At 46.2% G+C, this 17,461-nt stretch carries 14 protein-coding genes and 1 pseudogene; 5 read left to right on the forward strand and 10 right to left on the reverse strand.

Going from position 1 to position 17,461, the window contains the following annotated elements; genetic code table 11:
* Positions 1 to 164: 164 nt before the first annotated feature.
* The 5 genes from uhpT to EXW93_RS13835 form a co-directional block, all read right to left on the reverse strand.
* Positions 165 to 1,574, reverse strand: a complete 1,410-nt coding sequence (gene uhpT, locus EXW93_RS13815; RefSeq protein WP_023469436.1) for a hexose-6-phosphate:phosphate antiporter — start codon at positions 1,572 to 1,574, stop codon at positions 165 to 167.
* A gap of 36 nt (positions 1,575 to 1,610) precedes the next feature.
* Positions 1,611 to 2,600 carry an ABC transporter substrate-binding protein gene (locus EXW93_RS13820; RefSeq protein WP_174316606.1) on the reverse strand — a complete coding sequence of 330 codons (990 nt, stop codon included), beginning with the start codon at positions 2,598 to 2,600 and terminating at the stop codon, positions 1,611 to 1,613.
* Entirely contained in the window at positions 2,597 to 3,373 is a 777-nt protein-coding gene (locus EXW93_RS13825; protein WP_035396010.1) for a DUF3919 family protein, read from the reverse strand. Before EXW93_RS13825 ends, EXW93_RS13820 begins: the two co-directional genes overlap by 4 nt.
* 95 nt (positions 3,374 to 3,468) lie before the next feature.
* On the reverse strand, positions 3,469 to 4,854 hold the full coding sequence (locus EXW93_RS13830; RefSeq protein ID WP_174316607.1) for a HAMP domain-containing sensor histidine kinase: 1,386 nt from the start codon (positions 4,852 to 4,854) through the stop codon (positions 3,469 to 3,471).
* Positions 4,851 to 5,522, reverse strand: a complete 672-nt coding sequence (locus EXW93_RS13835) for a response regulator transcription factor (RefSeq protein ID WP_174316608.1) — start codon at positions 5,520 to 5,522, stop codon at positions 4,851 to 4,853. The genes EXW93_RS13830 and EXW93_RS13835 overlap by 4 nt, the downstream gene beginning before the upstream one ends.
* 318 nt (positions 5,523 to 5,840) lie before the next feature.
* On the opposite strand from EXW93_RS13835, the gene EXW93_RS13840 reads away from it, so the two are divergent.
* Together EXW93_RS13840 and EXW93_RS13845 are read left to right on the forward strand one after the other, a co-directional pair.
* Complete coding sequence (locus tag EXW93_RS13840; protein WP_254606213.1) at positions 5,841 to 8,171, forward strand: bifunctional diguanylate cyclase/phosphodiesterase; 2,331 nt, start codon at positions 5,841 to 5,843, stop codon at positions 8,169 to 8,171.
* A gap of 206 nt (positions 8,172 to 8,377) precedes the next feature.
* Positions 8,378 to 8,527 (forward strand): annotated as a pseudogene (locus EXW93_RS13845) (helix-turn-helix domain-containing protein); the annotation flags it as partial.
* A gap of 72 nt (positions 8,528 to 8,599) precedes the next feature.
* Here the strand turns inward: EXW93_RS13845 and EXW93_RS13850 are convergent.
* On the reverse strand, positions 8,600 to 9,340 hold the full coding sequence (locus tag EXW93_RS13850; protein WP_174316609.1) for a creatininase family protein: 741 nt from the start codon (positions 9,338 to 9,340) through the stop codon (positions 8,600 to 8,602).
* A 408-nt stretch (positions 9,341 to 9,748) separates the two neighbouring features.
* Complete coding sequence (locus EXW93_RS13855; protein WP_174316610.1) at positions 9,749 to 10,981, reverse strand: J domain-containing protein; 1,233 nt, start codon at positions 10,979 to 10,981, stop codon at positions 9,749 to 9,751.
* An 85-nt stretch (positions 10,982 to 11,066) separates the two neighbouring features.
* Between EXW93_RS13855 and EXW93_RS13860 the strand changes: the two genes are divergently transcribed.
* The gene (locus EXW93_RS13860) at positions 11,067 to 11,816 is read left to right on the forward strand and encodes a zinc ribbon domain-containing protein (RefSeq protein ID WP_035395995.1); all 750 of its coding nucleotides are present in this window, start codon (positions 11,067 to 11,069) and stop codon (positions 11,814 to 11,816) included.
* The gene (locus EXW93_RS13865; RefSeq protein WP_174316611.1) at positions 11,813 to 12,496 is read left to right on the forward strand and encodes a hypothetical protein; all 684 of its coding nucleotides are present in this window, start codon (positions 11,813 to 11,815) and stop codon (positions 12,494 to 12,496) included. The genes EXW93_RS13860 and EXW93_RS13865 overlap by 4 nt, the downstream gene beginning before the upstream one ends.
* A gap of 42 nt (positions 12,497 to 12,538) precedes the next feature.
* On the opposite strand, the gene EXW93_RS13870 is transcribed toward EXW93_RS13865, so the two are convergent.
* The 3 genes from EXW93_RS13870 to EXW93_RS13880 are packed head-to-tail and all read right to left on the reverse strand — an operon-like array spanning position 12,539 to position 16,094.
* Positions 12,539 to 14,269 carry a zinc ribbon domain-containing protein gene (locus EXW93_RS13870; RefSeq protein ID WP_174316612.1) on the reverse strand — a complete coding sequence of 577 codons (1,731 nt, stop codon included), beginning with the start codon at positions 14,267 to 14,269 and terminating at the stop codon, positions 12,539 to 12,541.
* Positions 14,266 to 14,688: a zinc ribbon domain-containing protein gene (locus EXW93_RS13875; protein WP_035395989.1), complete on the reverse strand. Its 423-nt coding sequence runs from the start codon at positions 14,686 to 14,688 to the stop codon at positions 14,266 to 14,268. The genes EXW93_RS13870 and EXW93_RS13875 overlap by 4 nt, the downstream gene beginning before the upstream one ends.
* A 20-nt stretch (positions 14,689 to 14,708) precedes the next feature.
* Positions 14,709 to 16,094, reverse strand: a complete 1,386-nt coding sequence (locus EXW93_RS13880) for a TcaA 3rd/4th domain-containing protein (RefSeq protein ID WP_174316613.1) — start codon at positions 16,092 to 16,094, stop codon at positions 14,709 to 14,711.
* A gap of 451 nt (positions 16,095 to 16,545) precedes the next feature.
* Here EXW93_RS13880 and EXW93_RS13885 point away from each other — a divergent pair, with 451 nt between their 5' ends.
* The gene (locus tag EXW93_RS13885; protein ID WP_174316614.1) at positions 16,546 to 17,220 is read left to right on the forward strand and encodes a DUF3298 and DUF4163 domain-containing protein; all 675 of its coding nucleotides are present in this window, start codon (positions 16,546 to 16,548) and stop codon (positions 17,218 to 17,220) included.
* The last annotated feature ends 241 nt before the right edge of the window (positions 17,221 to 17,461 follow it).

Raw genomic sequence — 17,461 nt, forward strand, 5'->3', positions numbered from 1 at the left:
TTCAAACAGGCACAACGATCAACTTCGATAGTATTAGTGCTTCCCTGTCTGCGACAAAACATGCACAAAAGATATTTTTTATATAAGAACGTCATCCGAAGTTTTTGGACCTTAAATATGAGCAACAAAAAACAGCCCCTTTTTAATCAAGAGGCTGTCCATATTCATGAACTTAGTTTGTCCGCTTGGCGTTCCAGCAGTCCGAGGCGGCGAATCTTTTTCTCCTCGACGACGGCGACAATGGCGAGGGCGATCAAACCGAACAGTAACGCAGCATTAAAGATGACAAACGTGTCACTCCAACCGTGCAACGTAACGGAACCGATCGTTAGGCCATTCGTTTCCGGATCAGCGATTTTTGCGAGACCGACTTTTGCGATCGAATCACCGAACAAGTAACCGAACGTTCCGACCATCCCGTTCGTGACCGTCGTCGCTTGTTTTGGTGCAAAGCTGATGACCGAGACACCGATCAAGAGCTGCGGGCCGTAGATGAGCGCACCGAGTGCGAACAATGACGCATAAATCATGAGTTCACTCGTACCGTAACGATAACCGAGGACCGCGACAGCCGTCAGCAAAAGACAGATCGCGGCAACGAGCGCCCGGCGTCCTTTGAGTAAATCGGACACGTAACCCCAAATCATACTGCCGCATAACGCACCGATTTCAAAGAAGAAGATTGTATTGACGGCACTCTCCGTGCTGAAGTGCAAGTGTTCCGTGACGTAGAGTGGTGCCCAGTTATCAATCCCGATCCGGACGATGTAAACGAAGACGTTCGCGATACAGAGCGTCCAGATCCAGGGGTTCGAGATGACGTACGTTTTAAAGATTTGCCATTTTGTCATACTTTCAGCAGCGATATTTTCCGGTTCGATCGGTTCCTCGAAGATTTCTTCACTCCGATTCCACCCGAGTTCCTCCGGATCATCCTTCCCGATGAACAGACCGACGATCCCGATGACGAGCGCGATCGCAGCTGGGAAGATGAACATCCCGACGACACTGCCGTTAAAGAAGACGTTCGCTCCCCAAAGGGCGAGACCCCCGGCAATCGCTCCACCGATGTTGTGCGAAACGTTCCAGAAGCCGAGGTAGCGTCCGCGTTTTTCAAACGGTGTCCAGCGAGCAATCGTCGAGTACGACGACGGTCCCCCAACCGATTGGAAGAACCCACTGAGTCCCCATAAAACCATCAAGAGACCGACTGGACTTCCACCGGCACTCATCAACAGTCCCATCGCAGTGACAATTAGAGAAGATAAAATCAATAAGAACGAGATGACACGTTTCGTATTTTTCCCGTCAACGAAGTACCCGAGTAACGTTTTCCCGATCCCGTACGTAATCGAGAAGGCAAAACCAATATATCCAAGTTCTGTTGTTGTAAAGCCGAGTTCTTCCTTCAAGAGTGGTTGTGCTGCCTTGAAGTTGTTCCGGATGAGGTACATCGCCATATATGAGAAGAAGACGACTAAAAAGGCCTTTAAGAATTGTTGTAACCATTGTTTGCGTTGTACTTCGATTGGTATGCCCGCATTCGGCAATTTTTTGATGCTGAAGAAGCCCATCTTCCATTTCCCCTATCCTGAATCAGAGTCTTCGCATCATTTGTCCTGGAGCTGATTGAATCGACGGAGATAGTCCCGGTAATCGGCGACGATGTCCTGCCCGATATTTTGCTGGATCGGTTGTGTCTTCGCGATCGCATAGGTCGGCGTTCCGTACGAAACTTTCCGCAGGATGGCTTGACCGTCAGTCGACAGTACGAAACGCATGAAGGCATTCGCCTGCTTCTGTTGCGTCCGTCCCTTTAACTTCGAAATCGCGTTGATCGAGTACGTATCAAGCGGGATGCTTTTAACCGGATAATACTTTTCACGTAGCGATTGTTGATCGCCGATGAAATTGACCCCAAGCATCGCTTCTCCACTGGCGACATACGACGTCGGTGCAAAGCCGTTCGCCGTGAATAGTCGTGTTCGCTCGATTAGCTGGCGTAAGACATCTTCTGCCTTCGTTCCGTATCCGTCAAAGACCGCTTGCAGGATCGTCGCACCGGTACCAGAATGATTCGGATCCGGCAAAATCAACTCGTCTTGATACCGCTTTGCCGTCAAGTCAGCGAGCGTCTTCGGATACGGTGCTGCCCCGAACCGCTCGTTCCAAACGTCTGTATTAATGACGATCGCTAAGCGTTCGACTTCATAGCCGATCCAGTAGCGATCCGGATCCTGCAGTTCTGCTTGATCCATGTCGCTTGGGAACGGTGTCGACAAGCCGCGTTGTTTGAGCGTCTGGTGGGCATCCCACGTTCCGCCGATGATGACGTCGGCACGCGGGTGATCCGCTTCCTTCGTCACACGCCGGACGAGTTCTTCTGTCGAGAGACGCACGAACTCATACGTACAACCCGCCTGCTCACAATATGACGACAGCAAGGCGCGACCGATATCCTCTTTCGCGGAGACATACGCCGTCAAATGCGGGACGGTTTCCCGCGCTGCAGTCCCTTGCTTCGTCTGTTCATTATTGCGGACGATCCAAATGCTCATGAGACAAATGATACTCAGCAAGAAGAGCATTCCTTTTCTCATCGATCTGCCTCCTTCCCGGTCGGCAGGAGTTGTCCTTTTAAATAGAAGGTGTTTCCATTGTCATCATCCATGTACTGGACGCTAAACAATGTCTCGTATACGGTGATATTCAGCAGATTGGCACGCGTATTCTGCTCACCCTTGAACCGCTGAAGCTTGAGAATGCGCGGCTGCCGCTGACTCGCATCAAGTGCCTGACCGACTTCTTCGTAGTCCGTCATCGGCTCTGCTTGCGCCAGGCGACGCTTGACGTCTTCACGCTCGCGTGCGGTTAGAGTACGCGACCGTCCCGCTGCATACCATGTCACGACTTCCGCCTCAGCAAACTGACGCGCGAGCTGTTCCGGTTCGTGATAGGCGTTTAAGAACCGTGCTTTTAATGTCGTCGTTTGGGTGCTGGGACGTTTTGCAACACATTGTCCATTCAGTGTCATGCTTTCCCCGAGCGAGAACGTCCACGTCGTTCCGTTCAAGAAACGGAGCGTTCCGGTAAACGTCGCCGTACCCGCCGGACAGGTCCCGTTTGTCACCGTCTTCATTTGCTTCAATAGCGTCGTGATGCGCTGGACTTCCGTTCCGTCTTCTACCGTCTGCTCCCCCCATGCCCGGTGACGTAATGTCAACTCCGTCGGCAGCGAGTCATCGGAAGCATTCAGTCGTTTTGGTCCATCGAGGACATGTAAGCGTCCGAAGACCGTCTGCTGAAGCAAAAGAAGACCGAGGGCAAACAAGACCCCCATCAGGAAGAGATAGGCGATGGTCGATGCTTTCATGATTCCTCTCCTTGCTTGATTCTTAGATTACGGGGCAATTGTTTCGTAAATCCGGTCGAATTGTTTCGTAAATGTATCATTTGTAAGCGATTACATCACGTTTGATCGGCTAATCGGAATGTAAGTGTGATACGTGTACCGCTCGTATCACTTTCAAGTGCAAAATCGCCGCCTTGTTCCTGCATCAAACGCCGACAAAGCGGTAGACCGAGTCCATTCCCACTCGCCGTCGTCAGACTATGTTGCTCCTTCTCCCATTCGGCAAGCACCGCTGGATCAACGCCGATCCCGTCATCCGTCATGATGAGTCGGAGGGTCGTGTCTGTACTAACGCCCGAAAACGTCACCGTCATCGCGTCACTGTATTTGACGGCATTCTCGAGAAGATTTAACAAGACTTGTTTCGTCTGATCCGGTTGTCCGAGCACGTAAATAGAAGGAACATCTTGTTCGACTTGAATCCCTTGTCCGTCAAGTCGCAGTTGCATGATGAATAAGGCGTCTGCGAGCAAGGCATCGAGTGCGAACATCGTCGACGTCGCGTGGCGTTCGTTGCGCTGTTGTTTCGCCTGTTCGAGATTATGCGAGACGAGTCGTAATAAGCGCTGGCTCTCGATCTCGATGTAGTGGTAACAGTGCGCTGCTTCGTCTGGCGGCAGCTTCGGAATTAACTCGACGTAGCCCATGATCGCCGTCATCGGTGTTCGAAGTTCATGGGTGATGTGATCGATGAATGTCTGTTGGTCGTTTCGTTGTTGTTCCAGTTGTCCGATGTTGTGCTGAATCGCGTCAGCAAGCGTCGAAAAGTCCGCTGCCAATCGATTCAGTTCTTCGTATGGATAGGCTGGAAGTGCGTTTGCATAATGCCCCTTCGTCAAGGCATGCGAGACGCTACGTAAATCGTCGATTGGTCCAATTAACGTCTTCGCCATCCGCCGCGCTGTCCAAACAGCAATCACAATCAACATCAGAAACACACCGGTGAAGACATAGGTAAATTGTCGAAGCAGTTCCGCTTCCGTCTGGAGATCGACGAGAAAGCGGACTGAACCGATGACGTCTGTCTCACCATACAGCGGGCTCGAGAAGAATAGCACAGGAACATCGGTCTCTTTGAGGAACAGATAACTCGATTTTCCTTTTAAGGCTTGATCAATGTCCCCTGCGAGAAGCGGTAATTGATCGCGCTCCGAATCGGCGAGTAGTTCCGCATTCGGTCCGAACAGTTGGACGCGCGCGTCAAACCGGTCTGCTAAGTATGAAGCGATTGGGACAGCCGTATCGGCGAGCGAGTCCGTCTCTTCGCTCGCGAGATAGTTCGTCGTATAGAGTTCTGCTTCCCGACTCAGTTTTTGGACAGACTCGACGGCGTTCTCATAGAGGTTCGATTGAATAAAGGCATAAAGAATCAAGAAGAGAACGAGCAGTGCCGGAACGAGGAGCAAAACGAAGTTTTCCGTGATGACTTGACGTAGCTTCATGCGTCGACCCATTTGTAGCCGACACCGTAAATCGTCTTGATCCGCTCCCCTTGCGCTCCGAGTTTCTTCCGTAAACGCTGGACCATAATATCGACGGCACGGGTCTGACCGGAGAAGTCAAAGCCCCAGACCTGTTCGAGCAGTTCGTCACGCTCGAAGACCCGTTTCGGATGGGTCAGGAAGAGTGCGAGCAACGCATACTCTCGGTACGTCAGCGGCAACGGTTGACCATCGAGACGAATGACGCGTTCTTCCGGATCAACCGATAAGAAAGGATCCGTCACGACAGGCATGGGTGGTGCGACCGTCTTTACACGTTTCAATAAATTTTTCACACGTAAGACGAGCTCTGTTCCATTAAACGGTTTCGTCATATAATCATCCGCTCCGAGCTGCAGACCGATGATCTTATCATTCATTTGATCACGTGCTGTCAGCATCAAGATCGGTAAATCAGGTGTCGTCTTCCGCAGCTTGGGAATCAAATCGAAGCCGGTCGTATCCGGGAGCATCAAATCGAGGACGATCAAATCAAACGTCTTCGTCTCTTGCAATGCGAGTGCCGTTGCCCCGTCCGCTGCCGTCTCGACCGTCTGACCATCGAGCTCAAGTTGTAGTTTGACGAGATGCCGGATGCTCGCCTCATCATCAATGACAAGAATATGCATAGGAATTCCTTCTTTCTAGACAATCTTTTCTGTCTCCTAGCGTATCATGGAATCGTTTACACGGTCAGCTCACTTTCATCATAACTATAAATATGCTTTGGATAATCAACGTCTCATCACCTGTATGATTGCTTGATAAAACCTCATAAGTTTGATACTTTTTTATACATTTTTAGAAGACGCATGACGTATACATGTTATCCAAATAATAGAATATTATTTGGATAACATGTATACGATCCCTCAAAAAAGGGTATCTAGATTACACCTTTATAATTCGATCAATCATTCCACTCTGTCGAGGTGACTTCGTCCATCATGCCAACCCACACGATGCATTCTCATACTGACTTTTTACTCATCACGTTGTCTTATCTCATTGCAGCGACATCCGCTTACATCGCAATCGAGCTCGCTGGTCGCGTCAAAACGGCAACTAATCGTTCAAAACATGTTTGGCTAATTGCCGGTGGATCAATTTTAGGTCTTGGCATCTGGTCGATGCACTTCGTCGCGATGCTTGGACATGGTACCTTGAAGGATGCCACTTATTCTTTTCCGCTCGTCTTTCTGTCCGTCATTATCGCGATGATTGGATGTATTTTAGGATTTTATCTTGTCTCACGCCAGATGTCCCGTGAATCATTCGTCCTCGGAGGCTTTTTAATGGGCAGTGCGATCGCAGGGATGCATTATGTCGGGATTGCGGCTTTGCAAGGAATGACGCTTCAATATCACCTAGGATATGTCTTGCTATCGATTTTAATTGCGATTGCAGCTTCTTGGACTGCGCTCTGGATTGGCTTCTTCTCTCGATATGCGAAGCAACAGATGATGATTCAGACAAAAGTTTTCTTTGCCTTTGTCATGGGAATTGCAATTTTTGGGATGCATCACGTCGGTATGCTTGGTTTAAAATTTCGTATGATTCCATCGTTCACGAGTGATCAAGTGATCGAACCGACAATGCTTTTGACTCTTGTTTCGGTTGTCACTCTGTTTTTGTTCATTGTCTTCTTCGCTTCTGTTTTATTTGATCTCCAGCTACGCAAGCGGGATCTCGTCCAAGCGACGATTCTTGAATCAACCGAAGACGGTGTCGTAACGACGAATCCAGATGGAACGATTCAATATGCAAATTCACTATTCTATCATTTCTTTCCTGAACGTCATTTGTATTTAACCGAACATAGTTCTGCTCTATGTCTCGATGTTCCGAATCATACGCGTCAGATACTACACGTCGACAAATGTATTCTTGAAGTCGTCAATCATCCGCTCAAGGGAGAGAACTTGAATCAGACGCTTTGGTTCTTCCGAAACATTACGGATCAAGTATCATCTCAGCGTCAGCTCGAGTATCTCGCCTTTCACGATCGGTTGACGGATTTACCGAATCGAGACAAAGTCACCCTGTTCATTGAAGAACAAATCAAACAAGCAATTCCGATTTCATGTCTGGCACTCAGTGTAGACCGCTGGCGTTTCCTCAGTGACATGCTCGGACATCAAGGTGTAGAGAGCCTAATACTTCAAATTGCAGAACGACTGCAATCGGTGATTCATGAAAAAGATGTCCTAGCGCGACTCGATTCGTCCGAATTTCTCGTCATCCTCAGCGACGAACGGAGTCAACTCGCGACACAGAAAGCCGAGAAATGTTACGCCGCCTTATCGCAACCGTTTGATATTGATGGAACGGTCATCACGCTTACGATGCGAGCTGGCATTAGCCATTATCCGGAAGACACAACAATCGCACAAGAGTTGATCGAGTATGCAAAACTAGCAATGCACGCTTCGTTCAATGAAGCACAACATACGATTAAGGAGTTCAAGATTGAGAATCGAAATGATATTTTACGGACCGTACAGATTGAAAAATTCATGACTGAAGCACTTGAAACAGAAGAGTTCGAGCTCGTCTATCAACCGAAAATCATGGTGGCTACGGAACAAATGATAGGTGTTGAAGTTTTAGCACGATGGACGCACGATGAACTCGGCTTTGTCTCGCCAGCAGAATTCATTCCGGTCGCTGAAAATACTGGCGCAATCCATGCCCTCGGTGACTGGGTGTTACGGACTGCCTGCCTTCGATGGGTGGCATGGCAAGATGTCACGCCTGGACCGTTCTCGATTGCCGTCAACGTTTCACCTCTACAGTTTGCAAGTCAAAAGTTTCTAATGCGTGTTGAGGCAATTCTTGCTGAGACAGGGATGGACCCCATGTATCTAGAGCTCGAAATTACGGAGTCTGCCGCCTTATCGTATGAGACGACGACGTATGATAAGCTTGCACGACTACAAGAACTGGGCATTCGTGTCTCACTGGACGATTTCGGTACCGGTTACTCGTCTTTTAAACAGCTCCGTTCTTTACCGATTCAGTTGTTAAAAATTGATCGTTCTTTCATCAGTTCATTATTTGACGGTAAGAATCAACAAGCAATCGTTCAATCGATGATTCAACTCGGACATAATTTGGAAATGGAAGTTTTGATCGAGGGAGTGGAGACGATTGAACAAGCAGACTGGCTCGCTCGAGAAGGTTGCGATTACTTCCAGGGCTATTACTTTAGTCGCCCACTAAAAGAAGAAGACTTATTTCGATATTTAAGAATGCTTCGATCGAATGGAAGTGCATGACTATATTTTTGATTTTCGAAGTTACATTAGAATAGCCATGATCCTTATGAATCAATAGCCAGTACTCATTCACGCAACAAGTAAAGCATCTTTATTCGTAGACGAATTGTAATATTAAGTGTAACAACTAGCTGAAAACACAAAAAAACTCATAACGACCTCGTGTAGAATCGAGTTACCACACAAACTTCAACAGAGGATTCGTTATGAGCTATGTTCATCTTACAATATCAGAAAGAGTCAAAATAGAAGCTTATCTAGAGATTGGATTTTTAATGAGAAAGATCGCTCACCATCTTGAACGACAGCCGTCTACGATCTCACGTGAGCTAAAACGGAATCCTTCCTACAATGCGATCAACGTTCCTCAGTACGCCAGTAAACGAAGTGAATGAGTAAACACCGAAACCGAAGTGCGGTAGCAATCTTCATTTTTTTAGATATGCTTCTTCGAGAATATCTTTCAAGTTTTCACCTCTTTTAGAAATAAAGGAAGTCCAAAATTTTTCTCCAATTTCAGCTAGTTGATTTGGAGAGTATGTTTCTTTATCGAACTTACCCCAACAACCATCTTCGGTTAATTTATCCCAAAACATATAGTCAGCAAACTTTCTGTTTTCTGGAGGCACATCAGAACCCATAGATTCCAGCTTAACTAATTCCGGACATAGCCACATTGCAGCACAAACAGATAATAACCCTGCGTGCATCTCATTGTGACCTTCTAAATTTACTTCTTCTAACGCTTCTTCCCACGCTAAATAACGATATGTAGTAACTACAAGTAGTTCTGGATATTTGTAGTTCATATGTTTAACGAATGAAGATTCCCAATATGCACCTCCGTGTCCATTACAAAGGACGAACTTTTTGAATCCTTGTCTGTTCAAATTAACGATTATTTCTTCTAGCATTGTTGTTAAAACTGTTGGACTTACTGTAATAGTACCTTTGCAATTGGCATGTTCTTCTGAAGTATTAAATGGAATAGTTGGTAAAACATAAGCGTTTAATACTTCTCCGTAGTGTTCGGCATATTTTTCTGCGATCAATGTATCTAAATGCATTGGCAAGTATGGTCCAAATTGTTCTGTCGCTCCAACTGATAAAATAGCAATATCCGTTCCACTGTCACTCACTTCTGTTGTTGAATTTTTAAAACTTAACATAAGTACCCCCGTTGATGATTTTTATAAAAGTCTTATTTAGAAAGACTGAATAATTCGACTATACCACCAAGAAACCATTTATTGTTAATGCGATGCCATACAAATAGTATGGTGTTCTTACATATCTAAATAAAAGATCATCATTCTTTCGTGACATGACAATTTCTCATAACGTTACCGTTGCTGCAGAGCTAAGCACGAAAAAAACGGTCGATTCCGACCGTTTTCGCAAACTTTATCTGATTGATTTGTAGTCATTTGCCATTTTGTATTTCCATGCTCCTGATGCATCATGTTCTTTGAAGATGACCGCTCCTAGGGCATTAGGGAGTTCTACGTCTTCGAGCTGAGCATAAGAGCAAGTGTCGATGCTACTACGATGTTTCTCATGAGAAGTTCTTCTACGATTTAATAGGTCGTCGTATCATTTTGGCTAAATGATTTCAGTGGTTGTGAATCCACGATGTACCATCGTTCATTCTTCACATCATATTTTAGATAATACTTGAACGGGACGTCTTCTCCTGGGTCGCTCTCCTCAAGAGAATCATCCTCTTCTCGATAATAATCACCCTCGTAATAGCAGAGTGCTTCGACCGTAGCCGATAAATCCGTTGCTTTTTCGCTGACCGTGATCGATGTCGGTGAATATTCGACCGAATCGAGGTATCCATCCCAATAGACACCACGTTTGTTCATGCTGGCATAATAACTTTGTTGTTTGTTCAAGTAAGCAGCCGACGTGAATAACGTGAACGCAGACGTGTCTTTATCGATATATGCCTGCTCCCATTCCTTCGCATGCTGGTGAACCGTATCGATGATATCTCCTTTGACGGACTCCCGGACTTCCATCCCTCTACCGTCCGCTGAATCCGAGAGAGATTTCCGCTGATTGACGAGCCAGTCTTTCCCGGACTTGACGAGATTCAATTCCCAGACGATCGTACTCGATTCCGGACGTTCATGTAGATAGGGTTGGTACGACCGAGAGGAATAGTCGACCGTCGCTTTGACCGTTGCTTGGTCTCCTTTAATCGTGATGTCGTTTTGAGGAATGTCCTTGACGCTGAGCTCTCCGTCAAAGATGTATCCGCCTGTGACTAAGTCATTCAAGCTTCCTTGGAATGTCTGATTGTACGTATCGGTGCTGACGGAAAGTCCTTTGACACTTCGGTCTGTCAATGCATCTTCGAGTTCTCGGAAGAAGAGTGTCGAAATATCTTGGATATCTTTATAGTCTTGTTCCGATACTGCCTTCGAGTCTGGTTTTTGCTGTGTTTCCGGATCTTGCGACGATTTCGAATCCGTCTTCTCCTCACTCTTCTTCTCTTCCTCACCAATGACGAATGAAGCATTCTGTTTTTTACGCTCGACCGCTTGAGGTGTCTCTTCCTGATTCAAGAAGAAATATGTCCCTCCACCGGCAGCGAGCAGAAGAACGAGCGCTCCGATTCCAACCGTTCGCTTATTCCGCTTATTCTTTTGTTTTTTCTCATACTTGATGACGACGTATGCTCGTTCGATTTCCGTCCGTTCCTCAGATTCGTCTGGATGCGCTTCTAACTTTTCAGCGTACGCTTGCTCCAATTCTTTCATCGATGAGGTACGCGATATCCCTAATCGTTCATATGGATCCATAATTCCCTCTCCTTTTTAAAAATATTGTTATTTTTTATCTTTATTTTACATTATAATGACAAAGGTAAGAAAGGAGTGCTTTTTTGTGTCACATTGTTCGAATTGTCAAACCCCGATGAATGACCAGATGATCTATTGTCCGGTCTGTGGTCAAAAGAATCATCGGACGCGGTCCCGTTCATCTAAAAAATCATGGTTCATCGGATTGTTACTTCTCATGCTTTGTATCGGTGGAGGTACGTTCGGTTACTTGAAATATCAAGCTGCACAACCGTTGTTTAAAACAAGTGAACTGACGCGGTCCGCTGCGGATGTCGATCAGGTCTTGCCGGAAGGTTTCTCATCGACTCAACGAAACCAGCTTACAGATGACGAACTTGAGGATTTCCTCACGTTTGATACGGCATCACCTGATTCGCTATACCACTTTTTGAGTACGTATGCCGAGCGTCTTCCTTCGATCGGAAACGAAACGGGCGGTGACTGGGAATACTACGACTCGTCACTCGATGAATACATACCGTATGCCGACTTGTTCTATGGAGACGATGATTTGACGGAGGACGAACGCGAGTCCTTCGGCAATCGACTCGCCTTTTCAGAAGAAAGTCCAACGAGCCACGTCGCCTTACAGAATATGACGTTCGACGTCATAAAAGCCATTGATGAAACACACTTCCATGTCGAGACGACCGAAACATACGATCGACGAGACTTCGATATGGAAAACCAGCCATCTCATCGTGCCAGCGTCGAATATGAAATCACGTTCGATGACGAACAGTATTACATCACATCGATTAAACGAACGTTCAAGAAGGAGGCTACCTCATGATGTCACGTGTACTTCCTCTTCTCTTTACAGCTCTCGTACTAAGTGGCTGTAACAAGGATTCAGCGGATCTTTACTTAAAGCAAAGTGCTCAAAGCACGCTTTCCGGAGACCTTTACGAAGAACAACAATGGCGTGAGAAAGCTCGTGCAGAAGGAGCGACGGATAAACGTCTGATTGCGCTGACACAACAACAAAAAGCGTTTCATGATCTAGAGGCCGCTTTATTCATGAATCAGACGACCGATGCTGTACGTTACGCGGAACGGGTCATGAACCAGACGTTTGGTGACCGAGCACTCGCGAACGAAGCCGCACGCCGCCACCGAACTCTTAATAAAGTAGAGAAGGCGTTTCGTGACGTGGCAGGAACCTATACTTACTCGACGAGCGATCAAGGCGAGTACGAGCAAGATTATACCGATGCGACGATTGATGTCGTGACACGTCCGAATCGTGAGGCGACATTGACGGTTCATGATGCCCGTGATTTTGAAGGACAACCCCTCGATGACTATTCGTACAGCGGACGTTTTAATTCCGATAACAGCTTGATGCTCTACTTTTATGAGTCAGCTTTAGAGATCACGTTTAATGAAGACGGCAGCCTGACATTCCATAGTATGGGCATTGAGCAGGACTCGACGATCGACTTTGAACAGACGACCAAACAATCCTTATGATAAAACGCTTGTCTTCGAAAACGGAGACAAGCGTTTTTTGAATCATCCTTTTGTATCTTTGAAGCGGCTCAATCCATACCCTGCCAATCCGCCGAGGAACGGGAAGAGGAAGAGCATGAACGCATTCCACCATGTCAACGTAGAGACGACGATACCGGCTAATAAATCGTTGTCCCATTGAATTTCAAGTCGTGCTTGTGTGAAGTAAGCTAAAAGAAGTCCACCGACCAAGAACACACCAGCATAAATTGCAACACCAGGTAACGTCCGGATCCAGCGGAAACCGATTCCGACGTGAATGACGAACATCAGAATCAAAGCAATCAAGCCGTACGGGGCGACACTTGAATTGACAAGTTGTTCTTCTTCGAACGACGTGGACGCATCTGCCATTTGTGCGAAGCGTGTCAACAGTCCCGCATCCACGGTCTCATCGAAACGTGTCACTTTCGGATCGAGTGTCGGCTCTTCTCCATTTTCAATCTGATTGTAGATAATTCCTTGAATGCGACCGAGATTCGATGCTTCTCCGGCTTCTTCGACCGGCCGTTGCAGATCACTTAAGCGGTCTTCGCCATATAAGGCAGCACCTAGATGGAAGTCTTCCGTCAAGACAGTCATCTTGAAGTCGACTTGTCCTGCTTGTGACATCGCGTAAAACGGAGATGCGCCACTCAACAGAACAAGGCTTGCGGATTCGCCGAATTCGACTTCGTCCAGTTCATCCATCTGATTAATGTAATACAGTTGCCCGAACGATGTCAGAAGGACACCGAACAAGTAGATGCTCATCAACGTCGTCGCGGCAATCCGTCCGACCTGCCAAGAACCGTCGAGATTCGTTTGACCAATGAATTGGAATAAGAGGACACCAGCAAACGATAGAATGAAAATACGAATCATCCCGGCGAACAGATGTAGATCGAAGATTCCGAAGTCCGTCGCAAACAATCCGACGACCAGCGTGATCACTGATAACGTCAGGGCAAAGACGACAGCACGTTCAATGCGTTCATTCCACGATGTCGCCTTGATTCCGATGACACCACCGCGTTCGAGTAACCAGGCACTTCCGATAAGAAGAAATAACCCCGGCAAGGACAACAAGAAGTGCCCTGAGAAAATATGAAAATCAAGCTGATTGACGGCTTTTTGAATTTCAGAGAAATATTCCGTATCGTTACCTGTCACTTCCGTCAGAAACCGCGACTTCAAGTCTTCACTCGATGTCAGTTGTAGACCAGCAAGGGCAACGAATGCGAGGAAGAAGAACATACCGAACGTACTAAAGTCGTCTCCCATGTTTTGTTGCACCGTCTTAACTCCTTCGAGTGCCGGATTATCGCTGAGAAGACCCAGCATGACGAATAAGAAGACGATGATGGCAGCAAAAAAGATGACAGCGGTGATACTACCAATCGCAAGACTCGGATTCCCGAGTGATAGATCGAATCGCGATAAGAATGCTCGTCCCCGCTCTTTCCACGGAAGATTCACATTCCAATCTTGCGACTTTAGCTTTTGCCGAATATCGTGCATGCCCGGTAGACGATCCACGAGCGATTCTTCCGATGTCGCTGCAACAAGACGCGAATGTCCACAATTCGGACAGTAGGACGAACGACCGTCCATTTGTGTACCACACCCGACGCAGAAATGCGCAGCTTGTTCAAAACGGATAGGACGACCCTGCTTGTCTAAGGGTGTCCCGTCTACTTCGCAGTACTGGGCGTGCGGAGCATGTGCTTGTCCACAGGTCGAACAATATTTCATAGACGTTGCCCCATTTCCGATCCACAACATGTGCAGTAGTGTTGCTCACTTCGTTGTGGCGTGTGGCACGTCATGCATTCAACTTTCGCTTGTTCGTTCTCGCGCGGGACGGACGTACCGCATTTCCCGCAGAACTTCGCACCCGGCTCAAGCGTCGTACGGCATGACTTACATTGTTTTTGAGCCGCTTCGACTTCCATCTCGTCGATCCGTGACAAAGCGCCAAATACGAGTACTTCTTGCGCAAGAATCTCCTCGATTTCTTGACGACGTCCTTCACTTCGGAGCTTCATATAATGACGCTCGCCGATTTCATACAACAAGCGCCCTTTCTCACGTCGTGCTTGCTCGGCCTGTTCCTGTAATTCTTTTGCTGTCATTCCTTGAAAACGTGATTTGACTGATTGCCAATCCATCATCTGTATAGCCTCCCTTATGTTCATTTGATGTTCGTTGCTTGCTGAATCCGGAACTCTTCTTCATAACTATCTTCATCACTCGTATACGTGAAGAGATAACGGAAGAGGGATTTCGCGGTAGATTTTCCTGGTGATTCACTATCCGGTGTGTACATTTCACCCCGGATGTATGTCGTCGCCATGACTTCGATGCCGACCGTATCGCCATATTCGACGAACTTCGCTGAAGAACGATCAATCGATGCATTCATGAATTCGCCGTCCCACTCTAAGTCCTTCCGGCTCCAATCGTCATAGTTCTTTTGTTGTTTTGCGAGATATGACGCATCATCAACGAGCGAGAAGTAACTCGTATCCTGATAGATCGCTGCATCGACCCAATCAGACGCATGCTTCTCGACGGCTCCTTGAAGGTCATTCAAAACGGCTTCAGACGGTTTGAATGTGAAGGTCGCTTTTTTCGTATCGGGTTTGACGAGAATCTCATCTGACGTTTCTTCTCCCCATGGGAAGTCATTCTCGACTGAGAGCTTGATTCCGTTTTTCGGGATCGGTCCGTAGTTCTTCAAGTCCGACACTTGTTTAGAGGTCGACTTCCCGTCAACGATCAAATAGGCATCCGGATAGGTCTGATCCAGTTCGATTGCATCTCCTTTTAACGTGATTTCAAATTTGCGATCCGACGCATCCAGCGTCAACGGATTGATTGTGACCTCACTCGTTTCTTTTCCATATTCACCGTCGTACGCAATCTTCGCATCGGTCAATCCCGGATAGACACCGTCCATCATGATGCCTTCTTCCGACGCCTTGCTGCTTTCCGTCCCGACCGGATTCACGAGTGTGACCTTTGTTCCTTTAAAATTACTGACGACTTCCGTTTTGACCGTATCCAGACGGAGTCGGTAATCCTTGAAAATACCGAGCTGACGACCGTTTGCTACGATTTGACCAGGAACGTCACTTTCGTTTTCTGCTTGAATCGACGCACCAGCCATCAATAAATAATCCATGAATGATTTCTTTTGTTCCGGCGTCTCTTTCAAGGCATCTAAAAAGCGTTGCGCCATTTTTTGGTCGATCGGCTTTCCATTAAATTCTGTATGCTCAGCAAGTAACGCAGCGTCACCTGAGCGAATCGCGTCACGTACTTCATTCGTCGTCGCTTCAACTGTGAACCATTGCGTAGCGAGTCCATAATAGGCGCCGCCTGCTACGACCACTAACACGACAGACAGAAGAATTGCTTTCGCAGACTTGCTCATCTTTTTAGAGCGCGCGGGTCTCGCATCCCGTTCTGTTTTCACAGGTTCTGGGTGTTCTACATGTTTTTCTAGGGCATCACCGCAACTTGGACAAAATTTCAGTCCACGTCTTGCGGCATCCGAACAGTTCACACATGCCATTCGATGTCCTCCTCACTCGTCATCTATTTATAGTAAAAAATAACCATAGAAAATACTAACATGCATTCAACTTTTTACTATATTTCATCAGAATATTTTAGAATCTAATTTTAATATCAAATAAAAAATGTAAAAACTGTTTACCAAATGCAGTTGTACGGATAAAAGGATTAACTCAAAAGTCGAGCTACACAAAGATAAGGGTGGCAGAATGATGATCTGCCACCCTTATCTTTCCTCAGTGATTATTTTTAATGTATAGCGCTGGTCATCGTGTTGAATCCTTTCTTGGATTCTAAAATAACAATCGGATATCATTCTTGCCAATTTATTCACTTCACTATTTTTTAATGAAATCAATTTTCATTCATCCTAAATAGATTAGGACTTTAATGAAAAACATTGTATAATTTAGATGGATTTGTAAATCATTTTAATTAGGAGGCTTTTTATGAATAAGTTGCTTCTTCCACTTCTTGCAACATCCCTTTTGTTGCCTACCTCGATTTCTGTCGATGCTGCTTCGAAAGCAACCGTCGTTACAAAGTATGCACACGATAAAAAAAATCTGAAGTATCCTTATGTGTCTAAAGGATTGACTACGTCAGTAAGAAAGACGATCAACGCCGATTTGACGGGGTATTCAAAATTTCTCTATCAAACATATCTCGATACAGAAGCCTTTGAAAAACAAGAAAAAAAGAAGAATTATTGCAAGGAGTTACCCGCCACTTGTAACTTCACTTTCGATAGCTCGTATAAACGGGTCGGAGATAATGCTTCTTATCTCAGCTTCACCGTGCAAAATCATACTTACCTTGGTGGCGCACATGGATCTACCTACAAATTCGGTGTCAATTACTCTTTGAAAACCGGAAAAGAAATACGGATCACATCCGTACTAAAAACTTCCACACAAATGAAAAAGGTAGAACGATACATTTATGATCGTCTTAAAAACAATGAGAATTATTTCGTGGATCATTTGAGTGATATTGATGTATCGAGCACATCTGAGTTCTACTTTACTAAAAACGGTATAAAGGTGATTTTCCAAGAATATGCGATTGCCCCTTATGTCATGGGACAACCAGAAATTTATGTCCCTAAATCCGTATATCAATAAAATTGAGCTTCCTCCACCTCTGCTTGGTTAAAAGGTGGAGGTGTTTTTGAGTTATTTAATCTCATGATTAAAACGAGACTGCCTTACTCTTTTCGTGGTGATTGTTAATAAGGCTAAGATGCACTCCAATTTTTAATGAAGGCTTTGTCATGCCTCACGTCCTGATCATGCGATACCTTGCACAAAAAATCGTTGTGTTTAGACTGACCTAGAAATATGAGAACGATATAAAACACCTTGG

The organism is Exiguobacterium sp. JMULE1 (genome assembly GCF_013337175.1).
In the GTDB taxonomy this organism is placed as follows: Bacteria; Bacillota; Bacilli; order Exiguobacteriales; family Exiguobacteriaceae; genus Exiguobacterium_A; species Exiguobacterium_A indicum.